A 26,707-nucleotide genomic window follows, 5' to 3' on the forward strand; every position below is an offset into this window, starting at 1 on the left:
GGAACGCCCGGTTTATCCGGACACAATGCGCTTCAATACCGTAATCTGGCGGATCACGGGTTCAGCTTGTAGCCGCCGCTCTCCGTCACGAGAATTGCCGCGTTGGACGGGTCCTTCTCGATCTTCTGGCGAAGCCGGTAGACATGGGTCTCCAGCGTGTGGGTCGTCACGCCGGAATTGTAGCCCCAGACTTCCTCAAGCAGCGTATCGCGCGTCACCACCTTGCGGTCGGCGCGGTAGAGATACTTGATGATCGCCGCTTCCTTCTCGGTCAGCCGGATCTTCGACCCGTTTCCGTCGATCAGCAGCTTCTGGCTCGGCTTGAACGTGTAGGGCCCGACGACGAAAGTGGCGTCCTCGCTCTGCTCGTGCTGGCGAAGCTGCGCGCGGATGCGGGCCAGCAGCACGGCGAACTTGAACGGCTTGGTGACATAGTCGTTGGCACCGGCTTCCAGTCCGAGGATCGTGTCGGAATCCGTGTCGTGGCCGGTCAGCATGATGACGGGGGCCTTGAACCCGGATTTGCGCAGCAGTTTCACCGCCTCGCGGCCGTCCATGTCGGGCAGGCCCACATCGATGATCAGGAGGTCGATCACGCTGCCGCGGGCGGTCTGAATGCCCTTCGTCGCGGTGGCCTCCTCCATGACCACGAATTCCTCGTAGAGTGAGAGCTGTTCGACCAGCATCTCGCGCAGATCCTCGTCGTCATCGACAAGAAGAATTGTCCGTGGGTTCATCGGCTGTCTTGCCTCGATCGTCAGTTTTCTTGCGTTTTCACACTGTTTACACATTTCCTGTCATGAAAATGTGAACGGCGAAAGCGCTTCACGCAGCATTGCACCAAGTTGTGACTGATCGGTCATAAACGTGAGCGAAAAAGGGCAGGCGGAAAAACAGCGTGATTTCAACCATCTTTGTTCGACGGGCGCCGCGCGATGGGCGCAGGGGCGTGCTGGTTGCCGGCGGCTGGAGCTTCGATTGCGCGCTCGGGCGAAGCGGCCTGCGACCGATCAAGCGCGAAGGCGACGGCGCAACGCCGATTGCGGCGATGCGTATCGTTTCCGGCTGGTTTCGAGCCGACCGGATGCCACGGCCGCAAACGGCGCTGGAACTGGAACCGATCGGGCCGCGCGACGGCTGGTGCGATGCGCCGACGGACCCCAATTACAACCGGCCGGTGCGCCTGCCGTTCGGGGCAAGTCACGAGGCGATGATGCGCGATGACCGGCTCTACGACGTCTGCCTCGTGCTCGATTGGAACCTTCCGCCCTTCGGATGCATGCGAAATGGCGGTTCGGCGATCTTCCTGCATGTCGCCAAGCCGGGTTTCCCGCCGACGGAAGGCTGTATCGCGGTCGCGCCGGAGACGATGCGCCGGCTGCTGCCGCGCATCGGCCCGTCGACGATGGTTCAAACGCTGGCCTAGTGCTTTTCAGGGTGCAACGGAATCAGAATGCACTGCCTTTCGCTTTTGGCTCGAAAGCGCATTCCGATTCTGATGTCTCAACCAAGACCTGAATCGCACTAGACGCCGAAGGCGCCGAGAATGCCGCCCATCAGCAACGCGACGATCAGCCAGTGCAGGCCGTCGATCAGGCTGAGATCCCATCCAAAACCCTGATAACGCTGGTTGACGGTTAGTGTGGTGGCCATGAATCCAAGCCACAGCAGGAATCCGGAAATCAGGCCGGTTTTTATGCTGACGTCACCGAAATGGCCGATCACGCCAGCCATGACCCACGCCATGATCAATTCGCAGACGAAGCCGACGACCATGAGCGGCAGCGACATCTTGGCGTCGGCCGGATCGATTCGCGCCGCCTTCATCCACGTCTTACCCATCCAGCCATAATAAATCGCGCCGGCCAGATAGGCCGCGACCGCCGCGACGAGGATCGCGATGTAGTTCGCGCCGCCAAATGACATGAGTCTTCCCTCCCCTAAATCACTCCCGTGGAGAGGAAACACCGCGGCATCCGAAAACTCAAGCAGCCGGGCGCGCTACGGCTCCGAATCGCCACACACATGTGCGTTTTACCTCTGCATCCTCCAGCGCCCGCGTCACCGGTACGGCATAGTCGGCGAGAAGGGTGAGGTTCTCGCGCGGCAGGTAGGCGCGGCCGGGATCGCCGATCAGGATCTCCGTGCCGCTGTCGGCGAGCATCGAAAACCACGGGATGAGGAGGGAGCTCATCTCCCGATCGAAGAACACGTCACCGGCGAGCACCGTCTCGAACTCCGGCAATGGACTGCCAACGAGATCGTGGCCTTCACAGTCGATATCGACACCGTTCAGCGCCGCATTGAGCGTTACGGCGGTTTCGCAGAACGGATCGATGTCGGCGGCGGTCACGGATTTCGCGCCGGCCAACGCGGCTGCGATGGCGACGAGGCCGGAGCCGGTCGCGAAGTCGAGCACCCGACGGTTTTGCACGCATGCGGGATTGTCGAGCACATAGCGCGCCAGGCCCTGCCCGCCGGCCCACGCGAAAGCCCAGAAGGGCGGCGGCAGGCCGATCTGTGCCAGCTCCTCCTCCGTCTTGTGCCAAAGGTCATGCGCCTCGTCGGCGATGTGCAGGCGGATTTCCGGCACGTGCGGCGGCGTCGTGATGGCGGTGTTGGCGCGGATGAAGCCGGCCTTGTCGCCGTTCATCGGATCAGCTTCCGCTATTTCGGCGGATTGTCGAGCCCGCCCATGCGGCAGACCTCGATCCACTCGGCCTCGGTCACCGGCTGGACGGACAGGCGCATCGATGTCACCAGCGACATTTCCGCGAGTTTCGGGTTGGCTTTCACGTCCTTAAGCGTCACCGGCTTCGGCATGTCGCACACTGCCTTGAGGTCGACGCACTCCCATCGCGGGTCGTCTGTGGTCGAATCCGGGTGGATCTCGTTGCAGACCTCGGCGATGCCGACCACCTCAAGCCCCTCGTTCGAGTGGTAGAAGAAGCCCTTGTCGCCGAGTTTCATGGCACGCATGTTGTTGCGCGCCTGGTAGTTGCGGATGCCGTCCCACTCCTCGCCGGCCTCGCCCTTGTCTTTCAGCATCTGCCAGGAAAACTTGAAGGGCTCGGATTTGAACAACCAGTAATTCGCCATGAAACGTCTCCGGACCGGAATTTGCGCTGCGCCCTTGCTAGCGAACACGGCGGCGCGGTCAAGTCTCGGTCTTGAGCGGCCGTGACATCAGTTCGGTCATGGCCGCCTCGACGGTCAGATTGCCGGCGAGAATGGCGTCGATGGCGGAGATGATTGGCGCGTCGAGGTCGTGCTCACGCGCCAACCTCGCTGCCACCGACGCGGTAAAGACGCCTTCGGCAAGCGGCCGGTTCGAAAGGTCCTCGCCGCGGGCAAGCGCCGCGCCATAGGCGAAGTTGCGCGACTTCTCGGAGCCGCAGGACAGGATCAGGTCGCCGAGGCCCGACAGGCCGGCAAGCGTGTCGGGTTTCGCGCCGAGCGCATCCGCGACGCGCTGCAATTCGGCGAATCCCCGCGTCGTCAGGGCGGCGACGGCGCTGGCGCCCAGATTGGCGCCGTGGACGATTCCGGCGGCGATCGCCAGCACGTTCTTCAGCGCACCGCCCAGTTCGACACCCATCAGGTCTTCGGAGGCGTAACAACGCAGTGTTCTGCTCGACAATATCTCCGCCAGTGCCTTCGCCGTTTCGAGATCGTGGGCGGCGACCGTTACCGCAGTGGGCAGGCCCGCCGCGACGTCGGCGGCGAAACTGGGCCCGGACAACACGGCGGAGCGGTCCCGTCCCGCGACTTCGTCGATGATCTCCGACATGGTGTGACCGGTTTCGCGGTCGATTCCCTTTGCGGTCGATACGAAGACCGATCCGGGCGGGGTCGATCCGAGCGTGTCGGCAAGGAAATCACGAAGCTTCTGCGCTGGCACGGCGAGTACGATCACGCCCGCGCCGTCCAGCGCTTCGGCCATGTTTCCGGTTGCGCGCAGAGTTTCCGGCAAGGCGATATCGCCCAGATAGCGTGGATTGCGATGTTGGCTGCTGATCGCGGCGACGGAGTCGTCATTGCGGCCCCAGAGCAGGCAGTCGCGTCCCGCGCGGGCGAAGGAAGCGGCAAGCGCGGTGCCCCATGCGCCGGCGCCGAGCACGGCGATGCGGCTTTCCGGCGGAGCGCTTTTCATGCTTTCGCTCCCCGGCGGCCGCCGCCGATGAGGGCTTCCGCCGACGGGTCGAGCGGCCAGCGCGAACGCGGCGCGACATCGCGATCGCCGGTTTTGCCGGCCTCGAACCGTTCGAGACCGGCCCAGGCGATCATCACGGCATTGTCGGAACAGAGATTGAGCGGCGGCGCGTGCAGCTTGAAATCATTGGTGGCACAGAGATCGCCCAACCTTGTCCGGATTGCGGCATTAGCGGCAACCCCGCCCGCGACGACCAGCGCTGCCGGTCCGTCGCCGAACTCTGCGCGGTAGCGCGCAAAAGCCCGCCCGATCCGATCGGCGAGCGTATCGGTGACGGCGGCCTGGAAGGAGGCGCAGAGATCGGCGATATCCGTCTCCGTCAGCGGTGCTAGCGCGGTTGCTTCGCGCCGTACGGCTGTCTTGAGGCCGGAAAAGGAAAAATCGAGCCGTTCCTCGCCCTTCATCGGCCGCGGGAAGGCGAAGCGTTTCGGATCGCCCTTCGCGGCTTCGCGTTCGACTGCCGGTCCACCGGGATAGGGCAGGCCCAGAAGCTTGGCGGTCTTGTCGAAGGCTTCGCCCAGCGCATCGTCGATGGTCGTGCCCCAGCGGCGATAATCTCCCAGCGCATTGACCAGCAGGATCTGCGTGTGCCCGCCCGAAACGAGCAGCAGGAGATAGGGAAAATCGAGGTCGTCGGTCAGGCGCGGCGTGAGGGCGTGGCCTTCGAGATGGTTGATGCCGATCAGCGGCAGGTTGCGTGCCGAGCAGATCGCCCGCGCCGTCATGACGCCGACCATCAGCCCGCCGATCAAGCCGGGACCCGCGGTCACCGCGACGGCGTCGATCTCGTCGAAACCAGTTCCGGCTTCCGCCATGGCGCGCGCGATGATCGCGTCCAGTCCCTCGACATGGGCCCGCGCCGCGATCTCCGGCACAACCCCGCCATAGGCGGCATGGTCGGCGATCTGGCTGTAGACCGTGTTGGAGAGGATTTCCGCCGGTGCGTCCGGCGCGGCGCGGCGCACCACCGCGGCGGCGGTCTCGTCGCAGCTCGTTTCGATGCCAAGCACGGTGGTCATGGAGGTCGGCGCCGCTTTCTGGAACGCCGCGTCATTGGGTGCGGTTGCCGATGCGCGGAATTGGGGTTACCTGTCCGGCTTCGGGTATCACGGAACGGCGGGCTTGCAAACAATCATGGCGGCAGCGGAAAAAATCAGGATCGGTACGCGCGGCAGCCCGCTCGCGCTCGCGCAGGCGCATGAGGTTCGCGACCGGCTGGTCGACGCGCACGCCATCGCGCCCGACATGATCGAGGTCTGTGTCATCTCGACGGCTGGCGACCGCATTCAGGACAGGCCTCTGTCGGAAGTCGGCGGCAAGGGGCTTTTCACCCTGGAACTGGAGGAACAGCTTCGCGACGGGCGGATCGATCTTGCCGTGCATTCCTCGAAGGACATGCCCACCGTGCTTCCCGAAGGGCTTGCCATTACCGCTTTTCTCGACCGGGAAGACCCGCGCGACGCGTTCATCTCGAACAAGGCGAAATCGCTGGCGGATATGCCGGAAGGCGCGGTGGTCGGTTCCTCGTCATTGCGCCGGCAGGCAATGATCCGGCGTATTCGGCCAGACCTTTCGGTCGTCCAGTTTCGCGGCAATGTGCAAACGCGTCTGCGCAAGCTCGAGGAAGGCGTCGCGGATGCGACGCTGCTCGCCAATGCCGGGCTGCGCCGGCTCGGCATGGAACACATCATCACCGATCTGATGCACCCCGATGTCTTCCTGCCCGCGCCGGGGCAGGGTGCGATCTGCATAGAGGCTCGCGCAGGCGATCCTCGCACGGACGCGCTGGTCGAGCCTCTCAACCATGAACCGACGGCGACAGCGCTTGCCTGCGAGCGGGCGTTTCTCGCGGAACTCGATGGTTCCTGCCGAACGCCGATCGCGGGGCTCGCTCTCGTGACCGAAAGCGGGATCGCCTTTCGCGGCATGATCCTGACCCCGGACGGTACGCAGGCGCACGAGATCGCGAAGGACGGCCCGATGAGTCAGGCCGCCGAAATCGGCCGCGCTGCGGCGCGGCATCTGCGCCTTGAAGCGGGCGACGGTTTCTTCGCCTCGTGGTCGTGAGCGGATCCAGCGCTCCCCTCGTCTGGATCACCCGCCCGCAGCCGGGCGCGGACAAGACCGCCGCCGCTCTGGTTGATGCCGGATACAATTTTCTCGTTCTTCCGCTGACGGAGATCGTCGCGTGCGATCCGGAAATCGATCCGGGCGATATAGAGCGCGCGGATTTCGTCGTCGCGACCAGCGCCAACGCGTTTCGTTTTCTCCCCGAGCCGCTTCTTGCGGCCTTCGGGGACAAGCCGGTCTATGCGGTTGGCGACGCCACGCGCGCCGAAGCCTCGGCGCGGGGTTTCGCGCATGTCCACTCCGCCGGCGGCGCGGTGGACGACCTCGTGTTGCTCGTTTCCAAGGCGGAGCCGGCGGGAGCCCGCTTCGTTTATCTTTGCGGGCAGGTGCGTACCGGCGACCTTGAGCAGAAGTTGGTCGGGAACGGCTTCGATGGGGGTCTCGCAATCGTCTATTCGAGCAGAATAGTCAGTCGTATGACTTATTTATTGGCCGACGCCTTGTCGCACCGCAGGCCGGACGCCATCCTGTTTCATTCCGCGCTATCGGCACGCGCATTCGCCGATGCGGTTTCGACGACGACCGAAGATCTATTTGAAAATACTCGATTTATCGCGATTTCCGCGCGTGTCGCCGATGCGTTGCCCGACATTTTCAGGCCCTGCGTGATAGTTTCCGCCGCGCCGAACGAACACGCTCTATTGGAAGCCTTGCGTGCGGCAGTGCCATCGTCGGGCGCCTGAATTTCAATCAGGCGCTTTTGCTTTGCGAAAGGCATGCTAAGACAGTCGTCAGCAGCCCCGCAGGAGACCTCCGATGGTTCAAAAGCCGAAGAGCCGGCGCAGCAAATCGACCCGCAAGCCCGTGACGATCGATCTCGAAGCAAGCGAAGTCAAAACCGAGTCCGAAACCGGCGGAGAAGCGCCGCGGGCGGAGCCGGTCGCTTTCGAGAACGCGACCGGAACAACCGACGGGCAGATGTCCGGGGACGGGAAACCCGCTGAAGCTTCGCCCGAGCCCGTTGTTCCGAAATCAAAGGTCGATGAAGACGCACGCGAGGCGATCGAAGGCGGAGAAGGTCCGTCGCCCGATCCGGAGCCCGTGCCGTCCGCGCCCCCAGGTGGCAGTGGACGTTTCGCGGCGATCGGCGGCGGTGTGATCGGCGGACTGGTCGCGCTTCTGCTTGCGGGCGGATTGCAATGGGCTGGCGTCCTGCCGTCCATGCGCAGCGCCGAACCGGTCGATCTTTCGCCCTTGCAGGGACAAATCGATGCCCTGTCGTCCGAACTCGAAGCCGTGAAAGGCGCGGCGCCATCTGTGCCTGCCGATCTTGCCGGACGGGTCGAATCCGCGCAAACAGCCGCGACGGCCAATGGCGAGGCGCTTGCCGGATTGCAGGAACAATTCGCCGCGCTTGATGATCGGGTCGCATCGCTCAACCAGGCCGTTTCTTCCGGCGGCGCGGGCGAGAATGCCGGACTCGAGGCGTTGTCCGAACGCGCCGACGCAATCGAGGCAACCCTGTCGGATCTCTCCGGGAAAGTCGCCACGCTCGATGCCGCACCTTCGGATGATACCGCCGGTGAAGCCGATACCGCACTTCGCGGAGAGGTGGCGGATGCGATGCAGGCGGCTCAATCCGCCGCCGATGGCGTTGCGGATCTTCGCAGCGAAATCGAAACGCTTTCGGCCGGACTTGCCGAGGCGCGGTCATCGCTGGCGGCGTTGGGAAACCGGGTTTCCGGCGTCGAGACCGATATCGAGGCGGGCGCCGGCAGCCGCGTCGCCGCAGCCATTGCCGCCTCGGCGCTGAAATCGGCCGCGGATCGCGGCGGTGGCTTCATGAACGAATTGGAAGCCTATGCAGCCGTGAGCGACGATGCGCAAAGCATCGAGGCGCTGCGCGACTACGCGGCCTCCGGCGTGCCGACACAGGCACAGCTGACGGAGCGTTTTCCGGCGGTCGCGAATGTCATCGTCGCGGCGCAGAGCGGCGTGGGGTCCGATGCGGGCATACTCGACCGGTTGTCCGCCAGCGCGCGATCCCTCGTGCAGATCCGTCCGGTTGGCGAAGTCGCGGGCGACAAGCCGGGCGAAATCGCCGCACGCATGGAGGTCGCCCTGCAGCAGGGGGATTTCGACCGGGTGGTGACCGAATGGGAAAGCCTGCCGGAAGCCTCGCAACAAGCCTCGGCGGACTTCATCGCCGACGTGAAGGCGCGGCGCGAACTCGACACGTTGATCAGCCGTGTGCTGAGCGGCGCGATGCAGGCCGGCGAAGCGCCGGCGAGCGAATAGGAGCCGCGAACCATGTTGCGTGTACTTTTCTTCATCGCCGCCGTCGCCGTTCTGGGGCTCGGTTTCGCCGTGATCGCGGATACGCCCGGCACCATCATGGTGACCGTGGCCGGGCGCGAAATCACGCTGTCGCTGATGGTCGCCGCCGTGGCGGTTGCGGCCGCGATTGTCGCGGTCATGCTCGTCTGGTGGGTCGTCAAGATCGTGTTGACCTCGCCGCAGCGCATGCAGCGGTTCTTCCGGGCGCGCCGCCGAGACCGGGGGTATCAATCGCTCTCGACGGGTATCATCGCCGCGGGCGCCGGAGATGCCGTGACCGCGCGCAAGATGCTCAAGCAGGCGAACGGTCTTCTCAGTTCGACGACCGAGCCTTTGCTACAGCTCCTCGACGCACAGGCCAGTATCGCCGAAGGGCATCACGACGAGGCGCGCGGCAAGTTCGAGGCGATGCTGGAAGATCCCGAGGTTCGCATTCTCGGCCTGCGCGGCCTTTACATGGAGGCCAAGCGCCTCGGTGACCGCGCGGCGGCGAAGCATTACGCCGAGAAAGCCGCCGAACTCGCGCCGCATCTTCGGTGGGCGGGGACGGCGGCCCTCGAACTCAAGACCGCCGCCGGCGACTGGGATGGCGCGATCGCGCTGCTGGAAAGCCAGAAGAAGGCCAAACAGGTCGAAACGGATGAGGCCAAGCGCAAGCGCGCTGTCCTGCTGACCGCGCTTGCCCGCGACAATATCGAGAAAGACTCCGCGAAGGCCAAGACGGCCGCGATGGAGGCACATCGCCTCGCGCCGGAATTTGCTCCGGCCGCTGTTGCCGCCGCGCAGGCCTGCTTCCGGCTCAACGAGCTGCGTCGGGGCGTCCATATCCTCGAGGCAACGTGGCGCAAGGCGCCGCATCCCGAAATCGCGCTCGCCCATGTCAATGCGCGCCCGGGCGATTCGTCGCTCGATCGTTACAAGCGGGCTCAGCGGCTGCAGAAGCTGAAACCGAACAATACCGATTCCAGCCTGATCCTGGCGCAGATGGCGCTGGAAGCCGGCGAATATGAAGACGCCCGCAAAGCCATTGCTCTCGTACTGCGCAACGAGCCGCGCGAAGGCGCCTTCATGCTGATGGCCGATATCGAGGACGCCGACACCGGCGACCAGGGCAAGGTGCGCGAATGGCTTGCGCGGGCGGTTCGCGCGCCGCGCGACCCGGCATGGACGGCAGACGGCTATGTTTCGGAGGAATGGGCCCCCGTTTCCCCGATCAGTGGCCGGCTCGACGCCTTCGAATGGAAGGTGCCGGTGGAGCGCCTCGGCCCGGTTGTCGAGAACGACCTCGACCCGATGGTGCGCGGCATCCCCGTCGCGCCGCCGACGGAAGCGCCCGATCAGGCGGAGGACGCCGAAATTGCCGAGATGGCCGGTGAGGGGGACCTGGTCGACGAGGCGGCGGCCGCCGAGGAACCGGGACCGGTTATCGAGGCCGAAGTCGTTGAAGCGCCGGTGAAGAAAGAGGAGCCCGAAACGGAAGCACCGGACGAGGAGCCCGCCGAGACGGAAGAAACCGAACCGGTCGGCCAGGAAGAGCCCGAAAAGGAAGAAGTGTCCGTATCCGAGAAGCCGGAACCGGCCGGCAACGCGGAGCCTGAATCCGACACGGAAGAGACCCGTCCGCCGATCCCGGACGATCCGGGAATCGATCCCGATGCCCAATCGGAGGAACCTTCACGGCGTTTTCGACTTTTTTGAATGTTGCACCGCACGGGGCAAACTGACACTTTCCCCGGACAAGGTGGATGGACATGTTTGAAAAGATCGCGACTTTCCTGAAGACGCTGAACCTGCAGCCGGACGAAGAGGGCGGTGACGCCTTCTCCCAAGACGATCCGAGGCTTGCCGCCGCGGCGCTTATGTATCACGTGATCGGCGCCGACGGCGTGTACACGGAAGCGGAGATGGACCGGCTCGGCGAAGTGCTCAGCGAAACCTACTCGCTGGACGAAGAAACGCTTTCGAAGCTGGTCGCCGCAGCGCGCGCCGCCGACAGCGAAGCGGTCGATCTCTACCAGTTTACCAGCGTCCTCATGCGCAGCCTGTCCGCCGAGGAGCGGGTCGGGTTCATCGAGCTTTTGTGGGAGATCGTCTATTCGGACGGCGAGAACCACGAGCTGGAGGACAATCTGGTCTGGCGGGTCTCGGAACTGCTCGGTGTCGACGGGCGCGACCGCGTTCTTCTGCGTCAGGCTGTACAGGCACGCGCCACCGGGGAGGGCGACGCGCAGGCATGATCTCCGCTCCGGGCCCGAAGCCGATCCTGATCGTCCTGCACCAGGAGACGTCGTCTCCCGGCCGCGTCGGGCAGCAACTCGAACGCATGGGTTTCCCGCTCGATATCCGCCGGCCGCCGCTCGGCGATGCGTTGCCGGACACGATGGAAGCGCATTCCGGCGCGGTGGTTTTCGGCGGCCCGATGAGCGCGAATGACGAGGCCGACCATGTCCGCGTCGAGACGGACTGGATGGCCGTGCCGCTTGCAGAGAACAAGCCGCTTCTCGGCATCTGTCTTGGTGCGCAGATGCTGGTCAATCATCTGGGCGGCAAGGTCGAAGGCCGACAGGATGGCCTGGTCGAGATCGGATGGTATCCCTTGCACCCGACCGAGGCGGGCGCGGCGCTGATGGACTGGCCGGACATGATCTACCAGTTTCACCGCGAGGGCTTTTCATTGCCGTCGGGCGCGGTCCGCCTCGCCGAGGGCGATACCTACGAGAACCAGGCGTTCCGATATGGCGACAATGCCTGGGGCGTGCAGTTTCACGCCGAACTGACGCAGGTGATGATGCAGCGCTGGGTGACGCGCGGCGCGCATCGTTTCACGCTGCCGGGATCTCAGGTCGGGCGAGACCATTTGCAGGGGCGGCTTCTCTATGACCGACCGGTCCTCGCGTGGCTGCAGTCTTTTCTCGATCTTGTCTTCGTGCAAGGGGGAGAAGAGGCCGGCGCGATACGCAAGCGCTCCGCTTAGTGCAATTCGGGTTCGGATTGAAGCATCAGCATCACAATGCGTGTTCGAGCCAGAGGCGAAAGGCCGCGCATTGTGATTCCATTGCAGTCTGAAATGCACTAGCCCTGTCGGTGCAGGTAGCGCGCGTCGCGCAATTTCGGGAACAGGATCGCCCAGGTACCGGCAATCGCGATGGCGCCGAATCCACCCAGAACCACCGCCGGCACGATGCCGATCCATGCGGCCATGAAGCCGGCGCGGAATTCACCCAACTCGTTCGAAGCGCCGAGAAACACCATGTTGACCGCGTTGACGCGGCCGCGCACGTCGTCCGGCGTCCAAAGCTGCAACAGGGTCTCGCGGATGTAGACGCTCACCATGTCGGTCGCGCCGACCAGTATCAGCGCGACAATGGACAGCCAGGCGATGGTCGACATGCCGAAGATCGCGGTAAAAAGGCCGAACAGGGCGACGAAGACGAGCAGGATGCGCCCGGCATGATTGTTGATCGGCGAGGCGGCCAGATAGGCGGCCATGGCGATCGCGCCGATTCCCGGCGCGGCGCGCAGCAGGCCGAGTCCCCACGGCCCGAGATGCAGGATGTCGCGTGCATAGGCCGGCAACAGTGCCACCGCGCCGCCGAGAAGAACGGCGAACAGATCGAGCGAGATCGCGCCGAGCACGACCTTTTCCTTGCGGATGAAACGCAGCCCGTCGAACAGCGACGAGAACGTGACTTTTTTCACCTCGTCGCGCCTCGGAGGTTTCGGGATCAGCGCGACAAGAATCGCCGAGGCGGCGAACAGGCAGACGGCCACCGAATAGGCGACATTGGCGCCGACGCCGTAAAGCAGGCCGCCCGCCACCGGGCCGACGATGCTCGCCACCTGCCATGAGGATGCGTTCCAGGCCACGGCATTGGCGAAATCCACCTTCGGCACGAGATTGACGACCAGCGACTGCGAAGCCGGCCCGTAAAATGCGCGCGCCGTACCCATGCCCACCAGGGCGATGAAGACCGGCAGCGGGTCTGTCAGGCCGCGAATCGAGAAGAACAGGATCGCACCGGCGCACAAGAGCTCGAGGCCGGTCGCCGCGCCCATCACGAGCCGGCGGCCGTAACGATCGGCGACAGTGCCGGTCACGAGCACGAGAAGCAGCAGCGGCAGGAACTGGACGAGGCCGATAATGCCGAGATCCATCGGATCGCGGGTCAGGTCATAGACCTGCCAGCCGACCGATACGGCGACGATCTGCACCGCAAAGGTGGTGAGGAAACGCGCCGACCAGTAGCGCACGAATGCCGGATGCGCGAAAGCGGCGAATCTGCGGTGACTGTTCGTTTCGGGGGAGTCTGCGGACATGGCCAGCCACCGTTATTGGCTTTGCCGCGCTTTGGCAAAGGAGAAAATGTACCCCTTCGGGACATTGGCCGCATCCGCTTTGCCTTGCAGCGGCGTGTGCGAACGCCTAAGTGAACCTTCGGCTAGACAAGGGAGACCGCGCGTGGGCCTGACGATCATTCAAACGCTTCTCTTCGCGATCGGCATCTACAAATGGATCGTGATCGCCATGGTCATCTTTTCGTGGCTGTACGCGTTCAACGTCGTGAACAACTCCAACCGGTTCGTCGCGATGATCGGCGAGTTCCTCTACAAGGCGACAGAGCCCTTGCTGAGGCCGATCCGCAACATCATCCCGGATCTCGGCGGTATCGATATTTCGCCGATCGTGCTGTTCGTGGCGATCTTCTTCATCGAACGCATCATCATCAACGTGCTTGCCCCCGCCATCATCTGATGGCGCTTCCGGGGTTCGTTCGCCGGGGCGATAGCCATTACGATCTCTTCCTGCGGGTGACGCCGAATGCCTCGCGCAACGCTGTCGAGGGCATCGAAATGCGCGATGACGGGCAGGCGCGCTTGCGCGTGCGCGTCACGGCGCAACCCGAGAAAGGCAAGGCGAACAAGGCGGTGACGGCTCTGCTCGCGAAGGCGCTCGGCCAACCGAAATCGGCATTCACCGTCATCGCCGGCGAAACGGCACGCGACAAGACGCTCCGTGTCGAAGCCCGGGATATGGAGCAGGCGCTGGCCGAATTCGTGCCGGCGCCCGAAAGCTGACGTCTGTTCAGGCTTTCGCCGACTTCGCGCGGTCGACGGCTTCCATGATCAGGCGCTTTGCGACCTCGGCATTCTGCCAGCCGCCGATCTTCACCCACTTGCCGGGTTCCAGATCCTTGTAGTGCTCGAAGAAGTGTTCGATCTGCTTGAGCGTGATATCCGGCATGTCGTCATAGTCCTTCACGCTGTCGTAGCGCTTGGTCAGTGCATGCGTCGGCACGGCGATGATCTTCTCGTCTTGACCGGAATTGTCCTCCATCAGCATGACGCCGATGGGGCGCACATTGATGACGCAGCCGGGAATCAGCGGCCGCGTGTTGCAGACGAGCACGTCGATCGGATCGCCGTCGTCGGACAGGGTGTGCGGCACGAAACCGTAATTTCCCGGATAGGTCATCGGCGTGTAGAGAAAGCGGTCGACGACCAGCACACCGGCATCCTTGTCCATTTCGTACTTGATCGGCTGGCCGCCGACCGGAACCTCGATGATGACATTGACATCCTCGGGCGGATTGCTGCCAATGGCGATGGCTTCGATACGCATCCGATTCTACTCCTTCGATTTCCGCGGCTGATACCGGCTTTTTGTGTGCGGTGCAACATCACCGGCGCCGGATCGCCTGCGCCACATTGCCCGTTTCCTTCGCCGATGGCATTCTGCGCCGCAATGGAGACTTTAGGCAATGCGACACAGGATTTCCTGCTTTGCCCTTGCGATATGCCTCTGCACTTCAATGCCACAGGCGGTGCGTGCGGACGGTGAGATCGTCAGTATCTACACGACGCTCGACTTCGACAATCGATGCGTCGAATTGCCGGTCGAGGAGGCGGAAGCGTGGTTGTCCTGCGCCGGCCATGGCGGCTACGGCATTCTCTATTCGGAAGGCGATCTGCGCCAGTCGCTGTTCTTTGGATATGTTGGCGACTGGTACGCGTCCGGTGCCTGGGAGAGCTTCACGAGCTTCAACCACGTCAACGACACGGTCGAATGGCGGCTGCGCGACGGTGTTCCCCTCGCCACGATCCTGCGATGGTTCGTCGACAATCCCAATCCCGAGACCGGCGCGCCGGATGTTCGCCATCAGGGACAGGTACTGGTGGTCTCGAAGGTAGGCCAGCCGCGCGTCGGAGATGCCTGCGTCGTCGGCTATGTCGATGCCCTGCAGAATGCCGATGCCAACGAGATGGCACGCCGCATCGCCGACACGCTTGTGGAGAGCTTTACCTGCCGCACGGACGAGCCGCAGTATCACGGCGATCCGGGCCCTTTTGCGGGTTTTCCGAGCCGTTATTTCGGAATACTCGACAACCCCTGACGGGTTTCTGTCACGGCGCCCAGTCATCGATCGCGAGGACGGAACCGTTTTCTCCCGCACCGCGATGCGTCGAGACATAGATGTCGTTCTCGACAAGGAGAACGCTTCGCGGCTCAAAACCGCCGAAGGATGTGGAGATCGTCCGCAGCAGGCCGAGATCCGCGGAAAAGACAGCTATTTCGCCGGCGCGATCGATGGCGACGACATGGCCGGAATCCGCCGTCAGGGCGGCGAGGAAACCGATGTCGCTGTTTCGGCGTCGTTCCACGCCAGTTGCGGGATCGAACGCCACGATCAGTCCCGATACGCCGTACTCCCCGCCTGCGGCGAACAGGCCGTCTTCGCTCGTGGACAGCATGTAGGCGTAGCCGTCGAACGTGGTCTGATGCGTGACGATGAGCGTGTCGGCGTTCAGGCCGACGAGCTGCGACCGGTTTTCCCCGTCCAGCCGATGCAGTGTCCAGATCGTCGCGTCCGTGGCGGCGATATCGAAACCGTTCTTCGGCAACACCGGGGAGCGCGTCTTTTCACCTGTTGTACGATCGATGCGCACGACCGCAGTTTTGCTCGATGACCCGCCGATCCAGGTGAGGACGTGGATTGCGTTCGGGCTGGCGGCAATTGCCTGCGGATAGTCCTGCAACTGCGCGAGCGTGCCGCCACCATTGCCGGAGCGCCAGATGGTCTTGTCGGTCGCGACCGCCGCGAAGATCTCTCCATCTGGCGAGGCGGCCATGCCGACGGGCAAGCGGCCGACCCGGATACGCTCTGCGACCGTCCGTGTCTTGGGGTCGAGACGGGCGACCCGGCGCGCGCCGCTTTCGGCCACCCATAGGCTTTCGCCGTCATGCGCAAGGCCCTCCGGCCACTTGCCGACCGCAATAACGGCCGCTGTCCGCTCGACGCGGTCGGGTGCGCCCGTTGGCGTCTTGGGCAGTGCTGGAGACTGCGAGGCCGCGTCAGGCGCGTTGCCTGTCAGGAACTCGTAGACATGGTTCGCGGCCGAACCGCCGCATTGCTGCGAGGCGTCTCCCGCGCATGGCGTGTCGCATACGGCGTTCCCGTCGAAACGCCCGTAGTCGGTCCCGCAGTGACACTCGGTCCCGGCCTGCAGGCCGGCGAAGCGATACCCCTCCGCAAAGCAGTATTCGAGACACATGGTGACGGTCATGGCGGTGTCTTCCGTGAAGCCGCCATCCAGGTCGCGCGCGCCTGAAGCCGTGGCGTTATCGGCGTGGCACCCGCGGTCCGCAACCGAGACGGTATCGTCTTGCGCCTGCGCCGCAGCGCCCGGTATCGAGAATGCCAGCGCGGCCAGGAACGCGAACCGGGTGGACGGGTTGATGAGCTTCATGGACCGGTCTTCTTTCCACCTAGTATTTGGCGAGCGCAGCGGGAGGACCTTCCAAAAGGAAGGATGTCGTATAGACGATCGGCTTGCCGTCGCCGATCTCGCAGGATGTTTCCCAGCGGATCGAGAAGGAGTTCTCCGGACCCATCAGCACGCCCTGGTTGCCGAAGAAGAACGGGTAGGCGTGATATCCGCCTTCTCCCGCAAGGGTAACCGCCTTGATCAGCAGTTCCGCGCCCAATCTTATCAGACTCGACGGGTCGAGAATGACCGAGGCGAGGTCGTCGACGCCGATCCCGAACACGTCCCATTCATCGACGGGGTGGGTCGGGTCGATCTGCTCGAAGCGGAACCATGTCACCTGTGCGTCGTCGGGATAGGCATGCGCCGCATCGTCGAAGAACTGGTCGTAGCCCTTCTCGCCGTCATGATCGAATGTTCCGCAATCGGGCACATGCGTCACCAGCATGGCCTTGCCGTTCGGCGTCTCGATCTTCTCGCCGAGACTGTCCCAATCGAGTTTGAGCCATTTGTAGCCGGAGACCCATTTGTAGGACATCTCGGGACCGAATGCGACGGGTTCGGCATTGGCATAGTCGTCTCCCACATGCAGGTTGATCCAGGCCGGATGGGTCGCGAAATACCCCTTGATCGGGGAACTGACGACTCGTGCCTCTATGGAAGTGGATGACCATTTCGTCACATCGAGTTTCACGCTGATGCCGGCCGGACGCGACTCGTCGGGGAATTCAAGCTCCAGCGTACCTGGCAGCTTGCCGTTCAGTATCTCCCCGAACCGCTTGCCCGCGATCACGATTTTACTGCCCGGCTGCAGCCAGGGTTTCTTGTCGAGGCCGCAATGCGGCGTGTCGAGGCGGCCGGGGGCCGGCCAGTAGACATAGTTGTGACTTTCTGGAAGCCGCGACCACGTTTCCGTGCCGATCGGGCAGCAGCAGCCGATTTCTCCGCCGCTGCTTGTCACGGAAGCGATGACCGGGGCGCTGCTGGCATGCAGCAGGACGGACAGTTTAACCTGTGCGCCGTTTGGCTTTACGAGCGCCAGTTCCGCATTGCGAGCGCCGCCGAGCATCTGGCCTGGCAGATCGTCCGGCACGCGAACCACAATCACCGTATCGTGCCAGGCTGCGGCCCAGGAGTCGTTGACCGGTTCGAGTTCGACATCGTGAGACAGGCGTGACTCTGTCAGTTCTCCCGAGCCCGACTCGTAGCGCATAAAGACCCGGCCCGCTTCATCTCCGAAGCCGGTTCCCTTTATCACGACATAACCGCCGGGTTGCAGCGCCTCGGCTTCCGGAAAAACGAGAAGGTCGGTGACCTGCGGCTTGGCGCTGACCGCGTTCATGTCGGGCTTGGCCTGACCGAGGCCGGCGGCGGCCGAGGCCAGGAATTCCTCGCTGATCGCAAGCGCCTTGTTCTTTTGCAGATTGTCGATCAGGTCTGGTCCATCCAGGATCGGAGGACGCAATCCGCCTGGCGCTTCCTTGATGCGCAGTGTCGCGCTTTGTCCGGTCAGCGCATCGAGTTGGTCCATGCTGTCGTTGAGCACGGACAATCCGCTTTGCGTAACGTCCGCCAGTCGGTTCTTCCACTGCGATACATCGATCTGGGGCGCGCTCGGTTTGGTTATCGCGGCATCGGGAATGATCTCGAATTTCGGTTTCTTTTCCGCCTGCTGCGCCTCCGGCGTGATCATGGCGTCGGGAATGATCTGGAATTGTGGCTTCCTCAATGCCTCGAGCGCCTTCGGAATCAGCGTCAGATCGGGCTTTGCGGGTCCTGATTGTCCGGCTTGCGGAACGATGACCGCATCCGGAATCACGTCGAAATGCGGTTTGGAGGTCTCTTCGGGCGAGGGTTGACCGACCTGCGGTAGCGTCTTGGCGACCACGCCACCCGGTAGAGCGCAGTTGCCGTACCATGTGTAGACGTGATCGTTGGACCCGGCGATTGCGATATCGATGATCTGCGGGGTCGTGAATCCTTGCGCATTGTTGACCGCCTGCGGTGGTGTCGCGTCGTCCAGATCGGTCGATGTTCCCGAACTGACCGTCCCATCGTCATACCAGACGAAGACGCGATCGTTTGATCCGGCGATGCCGATTCCGACCACCGAATGCGGTGTCTTGCCAGGTGGCAGGCTGTATGGTCGTGGCGGGCGATAGCTGGCAAGGTCCGTGCTCGATCCGGCGCTCATCGATCCGTCCCGGTACCAGGTGTAGACCCAATCGTTCGATCCCGCGACGGCCATCGCCATGATGTCGGCGGGCGACCGACCCGACGGCATGCTGTAAGGTTGCGGCGACCGGTAACGGGCAAGATCGCCCGTCGATCCGGAACTTACCATCCCGTTTCGGTACCAGACATAAACATGGTCATTTGATCCGGCGATGCCGATACCGACGATGTCGCACAGCGAATAGCCCTGCGGTGCCGAGGAGTCATACGGCGCCCTGTAGGCATCGAGATCGCGGCTCATCCCGGCGCTGACCTCGGCATTCGCCGATGGTGTGAAAAGTGCGGTGGCCAGCGACGCCACGAAAAGCGTGCGCCTCGCCTTTACGAAACTCAAAACGGCTTTGACGGACATCGATAATTCCTCCCGGACCGCCATGCCCCGTGGTTCTCGCTCGCGGTCCTCTAGCGTCGGCGACCCTTGGGCAGGGAAAGCCTAGGAAGGAAAAGATACCCGACATTGACAGGCGTCAACGCACCTGACGTTAGGGAAGAAATTTCGACTTTTTGGAAAGAAGTGACTTACTTCCAGACGAAGGCAAGCTTGCGCAGCGCCTTGCCCTCGAAGGTCTCGTAACCTTGGGCGACATCCTTGCCGTCATGGCCGAGATAGAAGTTCACCGCCATGGCGTTGTCTTCCAGCGCCCAGACGACGAGGCCGTCGCATCCCAGATCCCGCAGGCTGGCGCGGGCGGCGGAAAACAGCCGGGAGCCGATGCCGATTCCCTGATATTCGGGCAGTATGTAGAGTTCGTAGACTTCGCCATCCTGCGGCAGGGCGCGGGCGCGGTTCAGCCCGAACGTGCAGTAGCCCGCGATGGCCCCGCCGAAATCGACCACCATGACCGATGTGCCGCGACCGATCGCCCGTTTCCACCAGCCGGCATGGCGCCGCGCGATCATCGTCTGCAACGATTTGTGCGGTATGAGGCCGGCATAGGCGCCACGCCACGCGATCGCATGGACATCGGCGATCTGGGCGGCGTCACGTTCCGAGGCGGGCCGGATTTCAACGGTTAATTGGGACATGGCCGCGCAAGAATGCGTTAACGGATTCGGGGCGGCAAGTCGCAAACGGTGAATGTTACCTTCTATTCACACCCTGATCCGGTTATCCACTAACGTTGCGTTTCAGACGGCAGGAATTCGCATGGGGGCGACATTCGCGAGCGCCGTGGGGCGGGTCATTCGCCGGTCATACGCGGCAGGATTTCGGTCTCGATCGCCTCTGGCGTGAGCGGGCCCGTATGCTTGTAGAGGATGGTGCCGTCCGCGCCGACGACAAAGCTTTCCGGTACGCCGTAGACGCCCCATTCGATTGCCGCGCGCCCGGAATTGTCGGCGCCGGCATATGCATAGGGATTGCCGAGCCTGCCCAGAAAACCGAGCGCGTTCTCGGTCTTGTCCTTGTAGTTCAGTCCGGCGACGGTGACGCCCGCCTGCTCGGCCAGCGCCATCAGCAGCGGGTGCTCCTGCCGGCAAGGCACGCACCACGAGGCCCACACATTGACCAGCACCGGCTTTCCGCCGAACTGCGCCGGATCGAAAGCGGGTGTCGGCGCGCCGTCGCGCCCGGTCAGTCCTTCGATCGCGGGCAGGGCGATTTCGGGCGCGGTCTTGCCGATCAGCATGGACGGCACTTCCGTGATGTCGCGGCCGGGCCGGAACATCAAAACAGCGAAGACCACCGCCAGCGCCGCAAAGGCGGCGAAGGGAATGAAGACGGCAAGATTGGTCTTTTTCTTCGCCTTGGTTTCGCTTGTCGTCTCGCTCATGGCTTTTTCCGAAATTGTCGTCCGCGCCTGATATAGGGTTCGGCCGTTGTCGCGTCAGCCCGGAAGCGTCACGACGATCGGTCCGTTCCTGGTGGTGACGACGGTGTGTTCATATTGCACGGTCGGCGCCCGCGGTGCGCTGAAAAGCGTCCACGGGTCGTCATCGGTATCGTCCGCCCATTCCGCGCCCATGGACAGGAAGGGCTCGATCGTGAAGACCAGCCCCTCGGTCATCCGCCGGCGTTCGGACCGGTCAGGCCATGTGGCGATTTCACCCGGCTCCTCGTGCAGGGACCGCCCGACGCCGTGGCTCGCGAGGTTCTTCACGAGGGTGTAGCGGTTCTTGCGGGCGAAATCGCCGACCGCATTGCCGATATCGGCGAGCGGCCTGTCGGTCGCCACCGTCCGGATGCCGGCCCACATGGCGCGCTTTCCGTCCCGGCACAGTTTCAGAACCGCCTTCGACACGGGCGGGACCACGAATGAAGCGCCGGTGTCGGCGAAGAAGCCGTCCTTTTCCGCCGATACGTCGATATTGACGAGGTCACCCTTGCGGATCGTCCGGTCCCCGGGAATGCCGTGGGCGATTTCCTCGTTCACGCTGATGCAGGTGGCGCCGGGAAATCCGTAGCAGAGTTCCGGCGCGGGCTGCGCGCCTTCGTCTTCCATGACCTTGCGGCCGATCGCGTCGAGTTCGGCCGTCGTCATGCCCGGCTCGAGCGCGGTGCTCATCGCCTCGACGGCATTGGCAACGATGCGGCCGATTTCCTTCAGGCCGATGAGTTCGTCTTCTTGCGTGATCGTCATGACGGTTCCTGTGCCGGCTAAGCGCTTGGCGGCCCGGCTGTCAGCCTTCGGAGCGGCGGCGCACGCCCGCCTCTTCCAGCCGCTTGAGTTCGGCGAGGCGGCCGCGGCGGTCCAGCCAGAGCCACAGTCCGATGCCGCCGAGAACGATGGCGGTCAGCGCATAGGAGACGAAAACATATTGCTCGTGCGTCATGGCCTACTCCGCCAGCACAGGCCGGGCTGTCGACCGTTGTTCGCGCGCGCTGGCGCGGCGCATCGAGGCTATACGGCGGCGCCAGATTTCCGTGCGCATGGCGACCATGTGCAGGAAGAAGAACAAGGCCGTGAAGCCGACCGCCATGACCAGCAGCGGCCACAGCAGGCTCGGGTCGATCGTCGGGCCATCCATGCGGAAGACGGCGGCGGGCTGGTGCAGCGTGTTCCACCAGTCGACCGAGAACTTGATGATCGGGATGTTGATCGTGCCGATCAGGACGAGGATCGCCACCGGACGCGCCGCCTTGACCGGATCGTCCATGGCGCGCTGCAGCGCGATGACCCCGAGATACATCAGGAACAGCACGAACATCGACGTCAGCCGCGCATCCCAGACCCACCATGTGCCCCACATCGGCTTGCCCCAGAGCGAGCCGGTGGCAAGCGCCAGGAAGGTGAAGGCAGCGCCGATCGGCGCGGCGGCCTTGATCGAGACATCGGCCAGCGGATGACGCCAGATCAGCGTTCCGAGCGCCGAAACGGCCATCACCATATAGCCCATCATCGCCAGCCATGCGGCGGGCACATGCACATACATGATGCGCACCGTAATGCCCTGCTGGTAGTCCTCGGGGGCGGTGAAGGCCATGTAGAGGCCGACAATGAGCAGGATCGCGCTCAACCCGCCGAGCCACGGCAGGATCTTCCCGGAATAGGAAAGATACCGCGTCGGATTGGCGAGGGCGGTGAAACTGAAGCGGGCCTGTGCGGTCGTGTCATTCATGCGCGTTACTTAATGTGAACGGGCCTGCTGTGCAATTGACCCGATCAATCCGAGCTTGCCTTCAGCGCGGCACCGGCCGCGAAGGGTCCCAGAACCGAAAAGAACAGGGTCAGGGCGCACATCAGCAGGAAGGGCTGCGTGAAGGGCGCCGGGTTTTCCACCGCTCCGTAGGCGGCCATCACGCCGAAAATAAGGACGGGGATGACGAAGGGCAGGACCATCACCGACACGAGCAGTCCGCCGCGCGGCAGGGCGACGGCCAGCGCCGCGCCGGTCGCGCCGATGAAGGTGATGGCCGGCGTGCCAGCGAGCAGCGTCGCGGAGGTCGCCAGGATCGCTGCCGGCTGCATGTTCATCAGCAGGCCGAGCGCGGGCGAGACGATCACGAGCGGCAGTCCTGTCGTCAGCCAGTGGGCGACGCATTTGGCGAAGACGGTCAGCGCCAGCGGGTGTTCGTGGCCTTGCAGGATCAGAATGTCGAGCGATCCGTCCTCCCTGTCGGCCTGAAACAGCCGGTCGAGGCCGAGTAGCGAGGCAAGCAGCGCCCCGATCCACAGGATCGCCGGCCCTATGCGTCCGAGCAGATTGAGATCAGGCCCGACGCCGAATGGCACCACGGCGATCACGGCGAGGAAGAACAGGATGCCGATCAGCATTCCACCGCCGGCACGCAAGCCGAGCCGGATATCGCGCAGGATGAGAGCGGTCATGCCGCCACCCCGCCGAATTTCAGTTCCTTCATGCCATCGACCCGGATCGGCAGATGCGTGGCCGCCGCGACGATGCCGCCGCCCTCCATGTGCTCGCGCACCAGTTCGGCGAAATGCAGTTCGGAGGCCGCGTCGAGGCCGGAGGTTGGTTCGTCGAGAAGCCAGATCGGCCGGTGGCTGATCAGCAGTTTGGCGATTGACACGCGGCGGCGCTGGCCGGTCGACAGGTAGGAAAAAGACAGGTCGCGCGTGTGCTCCAGCCCGATTCGCTCCAGCGCCTCGTCGACACCGAGCGCCCGCCGGCCGCAGAAGGTTTGCCAGAAGGAGAGATTCTCGAAGACGGTGAGCGCCGGCTTCATCGCATTGATCGGTCCGAGATAATGCGAGGCCGACGGCACATCCGGCCAGTCTTCCGTAGCGCCCTCGATCTCGGCCGTTCCCGCGGAGGGGCGCAACAGGCCGGCTATGGCTCGGATCAGCGTCGATTTGCCCGCGCCGTTCGGCCCGGTCACCAGCAGCCCCTCGCCGTCCTGCAACGCGAAGGTTATCGCTTCGAAGATCGGTCCGGAACCGCGGTCCGCGGCAAGATCGGTGACGACGAGCTTCATGGTTTCCCCTGTTTCGCCGGGCATGTCGCATGGTTTGCGCCACACAGGCAATAACCCGCGCTTTTTTGCCCCCCGCCGCTCTGGAATCGTTCAAAAAACTGATCTATATCGATTTCGCAGTGCACCAGCGGCCGGTGTTGAAACTTATTGAGCCGACCTGATTGTCGGGCCTCTTCGTGTGGTCTGGCAGGGACGGACAGCGGAAATGGCCGCACCCGCATCTTCTCGGGTGGCGTTATCATGCGCATGCGGAAGAGTTCGTCCCTTGCAAGGCAACCCGAACTCGAAAGGTGAATTCCCGTGTCCAATATCGACAGCTTCAAATGCCGCAAGACCCTGAATGTCGGCGGCAAGGAATACGTTTATTACAGCCTCGCCGAAGCCGAGAAGAACGGCCTCGAAGGCATTTCCCGTTTGCCCTATTCGATGAAGGTTCTGCTTGAGAACCTGCTGCGCAACGAGGACGGCAATTCGGTCAAGAAGGCCGATATCCAGGCCGTCGCCAACTGGCTGAACGACAAGGGCTCCGCCGGCTACGAAATCGCCTATCGCCCGGCGCGCGTGCTGATGCAGGACTTCACCGGCGTCCCCGCCGTCGTGGACCTCGCGGCGATGCGCGACGCGATGGTGTCGCTCGGCGGCGACCCGAAGAAGATCAACCCGCTGGTGCCGGTCGATCTCGTCATCGACCACTCGGTAATCGTCGATGAATTCGGCACGCCGCTCGCCTTCGCCCACAATGTGGAGAAGGAATATGAGCGAAACGGGGAACGCTACCGCTTCCTCAAATGGGGCCAGCAGGCGTTCGAGAACTTCCGCGTCGTGCCGCCCGGCACCGGCATCTGCCACCAGGTGAACCTCGAATATCTGGGCCAGACCGTGTGGACCAAGGAAGACGGCGGCGAGACCGTCGCCTATCCCGACACCTGCGTCGGCACGGATTCGCACACCACCATGATCAACGGCCTCGGCGTTCTGGGCTGGGGTGTGGGCGGCATCGAGGCCGAGGCCGCGATGCTCGGCCAGCCGATCTCCATGCTGCTGCCCGAAGTCATCGGCTTCAAGCTGACCGGCAAGATGAAGGAAGGCGTCACCGCCACCGACCTCGTGCTGACTGTCGTGCAGATGCTGCGCCAGAAGGGCGTGGTCGGCAAATTCGTCGAGTTTTTCGGCGACGGTCTCGATCACCTGACGCTGGCCGACGCCGCGACCATCGGCAATATGGGTCCGGAATATGGCGCGACCTGCGGCTTCTTCCCGATCGATTCGGAAACGCTGAACTACCTGAACATGACCGGCCGCAAGGCCGACCGCATCGAGCTGGTCGAGGCTTACGCGAAAGAACAGGGCATGTTCCGCGAAACCGGTTCCGAGCATCCGGTCTTCACCGACACGCTGGAACTCGATCTCGGCGACGTCGTGCCGTCGATGGCCGGTCCGAAGCGTCCGGAAGGCCGCCAGGCGCTGGAAACCGTCGGCGCGAAATTCCGCGAAGCCTTCGAGGCCGAATACAAGAAGAATCCGGCCGAACTCGACAAGCGCTACGCCGTCGAAGGCGAGGACTACGATCTGGGCAATGGCGATGTCGCCATCGCGGCCATCACGTCCTGCACCAACACGTCGAACCCGTCGGTGCTGATCGGCGCCGGGCTTCTCGCCAAGAAGGCCAATGAGCTTGGCCTCAAGCAGAAGCCGTGGGTCAAGACCTCGCTGGCGCCCGGCTCGCAGGTCGTCGCGGAATATCTGGAAAATTCCGGCCTGCAGAAGGAGCTCGACCAGATCGGCTTCAACCTCGTCGGCTTCGGCTGCACGACCTGCATCGGCAATTCCGGCCCGCTCAACGCCCCGATTTCCAAGACGATCAACGACAAGGGCCTGATTGCCGCCGGCGTTCTTTCCGGCAACCGCAACTTCGAGGGCCGCATTTCGCCCGACGTGCAGGCGAACTACCTCGCCTCGCCGCCGCTGGTCGTCGTCTATGCGCTGGCCGGCACGGTCAATATCGACCTCTCCAAGGAGCCGATCGGCCAGGACAAACAAGGCAACGACGTCTTCCTGAAGGACATCTGGCCCTCCAATGTCGAGATCCAGGAGTTCATCGCCAAATACGTCACGCGCGAGATCTTCGAGAAGAAATACGCCGACGTGTTCAAGGGCGACGAGAACTGGCAGGCGGTGCAGGCGCCGACCGGCCAGACCTACACCTGGGACGACGATTCGACCTATGTGCAGAACCCGCCCTACTTCGTCGGCATGGGCAAGTCGGCCGGCGAGATCTCGGACATCAAGGATGCCCGTATCCTCGGTCTCTTCGGGGACAAGATCACCACCGACCACATCTCTCCGGCCGGTTCGATCAAGGCGCAGTCCCCGGCGGGCGCCTATCTGATGGATCACGGCGTCGGCGTCGCCGACTTCAACCAGTACGGCACGCGGCGCGGCAACCATGAGGTGATGATGCGCGGCACCTTCGCCAATATCCGCATCCGCAACCACATGCTGGGCGAGAACGGGCGCGAGGGCGGCTACACGATCCACTATCCCTCCAAGGAAGAGATGCCGATCTACGACGCCGCCATGAAATACAAGGAAGAAGGCCGTCCGCTGGTCATCTTCGCCGGCGGCGAATACGGCAACGGCTCGTCGCGCGACTGGGCGGCAAAGGGCACCAACCTGCTCGGTGTCAAGGCCGTGATCGCGCAGTCCTACGAGCGCATCCACCGCTCCAACCTCGTCGGCATGGGCGTCGTGCCCTTCGTGCTCGAGGAAGGCACGTCGTGGCAGTCGCTCGGCCTGAAGGGCGACGAGACGGTCACCATCGAGGGTCTCGAAACCGTCAAGCCGCGCCAGAAAGTGATCGCCAAGATCACCTATGCCGACGGCGAGACGAAGGACGTCCCGCTGATCTGCCGCGTCGATACGGCCGACGAGATCGGCTACCTCAACAATGGCGGCATCCTGCAAACGGTGCTGCGCGATCTGGCTGCGTAAGCCATAAGGCGCATTGCTGGACATGACGAACCCGCCGGGCTGCAAGGTCCGGCGGGTTTGCATTATTGGGAGAATCAATATTTTAGCTTTACATTCAGTGCCTTATACGCCGCACGTGTCTCACGTGAGGCGATGAATTAGAGTGCTACTGGCGGCATTTCGCTCGGTCTCGGCGATTAGCCGCGATGTCAAATCATAGAACGTCATCCTCGGACTTGATC

Annotated in this window: 28 protein-coding genes; 11 read left to right on the forward strand and 17 right to left on the reverse strand. The window is 63.5% G+C overall.

Going from position 1 to position 26,707, the window contains the following annotated elements:
• Nucleotides 1-53: 53 nt before the first annotated feature.
• Nucleotides 54-737 carry a response regulator transcription factor gene (locus ACQK2M_RS03420; protein ID WP_425416636.1) on the reverse strand — a complete coding sequence of 228 codons (684 nt, stop codon included), beginning with the start codon at nucleotides 735-737 and terminating at the stop codon, nucleotides 54-56.
• 161 nt (nucleotides 738-898) lie between these two features.
• Here ACQK2M_RS03420 and ACQK2M_RS03425 point away from each other — a divergent pair, with 161 nt between their 5' ends.
• Nucleotides 899-1,426 carry a L,D-transpeptidase family protein gene (locus tag ACQK2M_RS03425; protein ID WP_425416637.1) on the forward strand — a complete coding sequence of 176 codons (528 nt, stop codon included), beginning with the start codon at nucleotides 899-901 and terminating at the stop codon, nucleotides 1,424-1,426.
• Between the two features lie 98 nt (nucleotides 1,427-1,524).
• On the opposite strand, the gene ACQK2M_RS03430 is transcribed toward ACQK2M_RS03425, so the two are convergent.
• From ACQK2M_RS03430 to tsaD, 5 genes are read right to left on the reverse strand one after another with little or no spacing between them, the layout of a single operon-like run.
• On the reverse strand, nucleotides 1,525-1,926 hold the full coding sequence (locus ACQK2M_RS03430) for a DUF1761 domain-containing protein (RefSeq protein WP_223477553.1): 402 nt from the start codon (nucleotides 1,924-1,926) through the stop codon (nucleotides 1,525-1,527).
• A 58-nt stretch (nucleotides 1,927-1,984) separates the two neighbouring features.
• The gene (locus ACQK2M_RS03435) at nucleotides 1,985-2,716 is read right to left on the reverse strand and encodes a class I SAM-dependent methyltransferase (protein WP_425416638.1); all 732 of its coding nucleotides are present in this window, start codon (nucleotides 2,714-2,716) and stop codon (nucleotides 1,985-1,987) included.
• Complete coding sequence (locus ACQK2M_RS03440; RefSeq protein WP_223477551.1) at nucleotides 2,668-3,099, reverse strand: EVE domain-containing protein; 432 nt, start codon at nucleotides 3,097-3,099, stop codon at nucleotides 2,668-2,670. The genes ACQK2M_RS03435 and ACQK2M_RS03440 overlap by 49 nt, the downstream gene beginning before the upstream one ends.
• 58 nt (nucleotides 3,100-3,157) lie before the next feature.
• A complete protein-coding gene (locus ACQK2M_RS03445) occupies nucleotides 3,158-4,153 on the reverse strand; it encodes an NAD(P)H-dependent glycerol-3-phosphate dehydrogenase (RefSeq protein WP_425416639.1) in 996 nt (331 codons plus the stop codon).
• Entirely contained in the window at nucleotides 4,150-5,232 is a 1,083-nt protein-coding gene (gene tsaD / locus ACQK2M_RS03450; RefSeq protein ID WP_425416640.1) for a tRNA (adenosine(37)-N6)-threonylcarbamoyltransferase complex transferase subunit TsaD, read from the reverse strand. The genes ACQK2M_RS03445 and tsaD overlap by 4 nt, the downstream gene beginning before the upstream one ends.
• Nucleotides 5,233-5,335: 103 nt before the next feature.
• Between tsaD and hemC the strand changes: the two genes are divergently transcribed.
• The 6 genes from hemC to ACQK2M_RS03480 all read left to right on the forward strand — a co-directional run bounded on the left by hemC (nucleotide 5,336) and on the right by ACQK2M_RS03480 (nucleotide 11,594).
• Nucleotides 5,336-6,280 (forward strand): hydroxymethylbilane synthase, encoded by a 945-nt coding sequence (gene hemC / locus ACQK2M_RS03455; RefSeq protein ID WP_425419975.1) that lies wholly within the window; start codon nucleotides 5,336-5,338, stop codon nucleotides 6,278-6,280.
• Nucleotides 6,277-7,026, forward strand: a complete 750-nt coding sequence (locus tag ACQK2M_RS03460) for a uroporphyrinogen-III synthase (RefSeq protein ID WP_425416641.1) — start codon at nucleotides 6,277-6,279, stop codon at nucleotides 7,024-7,026. Before hemC ends, ACQK2M_RS03460 begins: the two co-directional genes overlap by 4 nt.
• A gap of 73 nt (nucleotides 7,027-7,099) precedes the next feature.
• Nucleotides 7,100-8,581, forward strand: a complete 1,482-nt coding sequence (locus ACQK2M_RS03465; RefSeq protein ID WP_425416642.1) for a mitofilin family membrane protein — start codon at nucleotides 7,100-7,102, stop codon at nucleotides 8,579-8,581.
• Between the two features lie 12 nt (nucleotides 8,582-8,593).
• Nucleotides 8,594-10,318, forward strand: a complete 1,725-nt coding sequence (locus tag ACQK2M_RS03470) for a heme biosynthesis HemY N-terminal domain-containing protein (RefSeq protein ID WP_425416643.1) — start codon at nucleotides 8,594-8,596, stop codon at nucleotides 10,316-10,318.
• A 53-nt stretch (nucleotides 10,319-10,371) separates the two neighbouring features.
• A complete protein-coding gene (locus ACQK2M_RS03475) occupies nucleotides 10,372-10,857 on the forward strand; it encodes a TerB family tellurite resistance protein (RefSeq protein ID WP_425416644.1) in 486 nt (161 codons plus the stop codon).
• The gene (locus ACQK2M_RS03480; protein WP_425416645.1) at nucleotides 10,854-11,594 is read left to right on the forward strand and encodes a glutamine amidotransferase; all 741 of its coding nucleotides are present in this window, start codon (nucleotides 10,854-10,856) and stop codon (nucleotides 11,592-11,594) included. Before ACQK2M_RS03475 ends, ACQK2M_RS03480 begins: the two co-directional genes overlap by 4 nt.
• A gap of 98 nt (nucleotides 11,595-11,692) precedes the next feature.
• Here the strand turns inward: ACQK2M_RS03480 and ACQK2M_RS03485 are convergent, their stop codons facing one another.
• The gene (locus tag ACQK2M_RS03485) at nucleotides 11,693-12,937 is read right to left on the reverse strand and encodes an MFS transporter (RefSeq protein WP_425416646.1); all 1,245 of its coding nucleotides are present in this window, start codon (nucleotides 12,935-12,937) and stop codon (nucleotides 11,693-11,695) included.
• Nucleotides 12,938-13,079: 142 nt separating this feature from the next.
• On the opposite strand from ACQK2M_RS03485, the gene ACQK2M_RS03490 reads away from it, so the two are divergent.
• Together ACQK2M_RS03490 and ACQK2M_RS03495 are read left to right on the forward strand one after the other, a co-directional pair.
• Complete coding sequence (locus ACQK2M_RS03490) at nucleotides 13,080-13,373, forward strand: YggT family protein (protein ID WP_223477542.1); 294 nt, start codon at nucleotides 13,080-13,082, stop codon at nucleotides 13,371-13,373.
• The gene (locus ACQK2M_RS03495) at nucleotides 13,373-13,696 is read left to right on the forward strand and encodes a DUF167 family protein (RefSeq protein WP_425416647.1); all 324 of its coding nucleotides are present in this window, start codon (nucleotides 13,373-13,375) and stop codon (nucleotides 13,694-13,696) included. Before ACQK2M_RS03490 ends, ACQK2M_RS03495 begins: the two co-directional genes overlap by 1 nt.
• A 7-nt stretch (nucleotides 13,697-13,703) precedes the next feature.
• On the opposite strand, the gene ppa is transcribed toward ACQK2M_RS03495, so the two are convergent.
• The gene (ppa, locus tag ACQK2M_RS03500) at nucleotides 13,704-14,240 is read right to left on the reverse strand and encodes an inorganic diphosphatase (protein WP_223477540.1); all 537 of its coding nucleotides are present in this window, start codon (nucleotides 14,238-14,240) and stop codon (nucleotides 13,704-13,706) included.
• Nucleotides 14,241-14,379: 139 nt separating this feature from the next.
• Here ppa and ACQK2M_RS03505 point away from each other — a divergent pair, with 139 nt between their 5' ends.
• Nucleotides 14,380-15,012: a hypothetical protein gene (locus ACQK2M_RS03505; RefSeq protein ID WP_425416648.1), complete on the forward strand. Its 633-nt coding sequence runs from the start codon at nucleotides 14,380-14,382 to the stop codon at nucleotides 15,010-15,012.
• A 10-nt stretch (nucleotides 15,013-15,022) separates the two neighbouring features.
• Here the strand turns inward: ACQK2M_RS03505 and ACQK2M_RS03510 are convergent, their stop codons facing one another.
• The 9 genes from ACQK2M_RS03510 to ccmA form a co-directional block, all read right to left on the reverse strand.
• Entirely contained in the window at nucleotides 15,023-16,366 is a 1,344-nt protein-coding gene (locus ACQK2M_RS03510) for a WSC domain-containing protein (protein WP_425416649.1), read from the reverse strand.
• A 19-nt stretch (nucleotides 16,367-16,385) separates the two neighbouring features.
• Nucleotides 16,386-18,971 carry a hypothetical protein gene (locus ACQK2M_RS03515; protein ID WP_425416650.1) on the reverse strand — a complete coding sequence of 862 codons (2,586 nt, stop codon included), beginning with the start codon at nucleotides 18,969-18,971 and terminating at the stop codon, nucleotides 16,386-16,388.
• Nucleotides 18,972-19,138: 167 nt separating this feature from the next.
• Entirely contained in the window at nucleotides 19,139-19,645 is a 507-nt protein-coding gene (locus ACQK2M_RS03520) for an N-acetyltransferase family protein (protein WP_425416651.1), read from the reverse strand.
• Between the two features lie 155 nt (nucleotides 19,646-19,800).
• Nucleotides 19,801-20,391: a DsbE family thiol:disulfide interchange protein gene (locus ACQK2M_RS03525; RefSeq protein WP_425416652.1), complete on the reverse strand. Its 591-nt coding sequence runs from the start codon at nucleotides 20,389-20,391 to the stop codon at nucleotides 19,801-19,803.
• Between the two features lie 54 nt (nucleotides 20,392-20,445).
• A complete protein-coding gene (gene map / locus ACQK2M_RS03530; RefSeq protein WP_425416653.1) occupies nucleotides 20,446-21,198 on the reverse strand; it encodes a type I methionyl aminopeptidase in 753 nt (250 codons plus the stop codon).
• Nucleotides 21,199-21,238: 40 nt separating this feature from the next.
• Complete coding sequence (gene ccmD, locus ACQK2M_RS03535; protein ID WP_425416654.1) at nucleotides 21,239-21,391, reverse strand: heme exporter protein CcmD; 153 nt, start codon at nucleotides 21,389-21,391, stop codon at nucleotides 21,239-21,241.
• A 3-nt stretch (nucleotides 21,392-21,394) separates the two neighbouring features.
• The gene (locus ACQK2M_RS03540; protein ID WP_425416655.1) at nucleotides 21,395-22,177 is read right to left on the reverse strand and encodes a heme ABC transporter permease; all 783 of its coding nucleotides are present in this window, start codon (nucleotides 22,175-22,177) and stop codon (nucleotides 21,395-21,397) included.
• A 44-nt stretch (nucleotides 22,178-22,221) separates the two neighbouring features.
• Nucleotides 22,222-22,887 carry a heme exporter protein CcmB gene (gene ccmB / locus ACQK2M_RS03545; RefSeq protein WP_223477531.1) on the reverse strand — a complete coding sequence of 222 codons (666 nt, stop codon included), beginning with the start codon at nucleotides 22,885-22,887 and terminating at the stop codon, nucleotides 22,222-22,224.
• Entirely contained in the window at nucleotides 22,884-23,495 is a 612-nt protein-coding gene (gene ccmA, locus ACQK2M_RS03550; RefSeq protein ID WP_425416656.1) for a heme ABC exporter ATP-binding protein CcmA, read from the reverse strand. The genes ccmB and ccmA overlap by 4 nt, the downstream gene beginning before the upstream one ends.
• Nucleotides 23,496-23,795: 300 nt before the next feature.
• On the opposite strand from ccmA, the gene acnA reads away from it, so the two are divergent.
• On the forward strand, nucleotides 23,796-26,486 hold the full coding sequence (acnA, locus tag ACQK2M_RS03555; RefSeq protein WP_425416657.1) for an aconitate hydratase AcnA: 2,691 nt from the start codon (nucleotides 23,796-23,798) through the stop codon (nucleotides 26,484-26,486).
• The last annotated feature ends 221 nt before the right edge of the window (nucleotides 26,487-26,707 follow it).

Source organism: Oricola indica (assembly GCF_965227485.1).
GTDB classification, from domain to species: Bacteria; Pseudomonadota; Alphaproteobacteria; order Rhizobiales; family Rhizobiaceae; genus Oricola; species Oricola indica.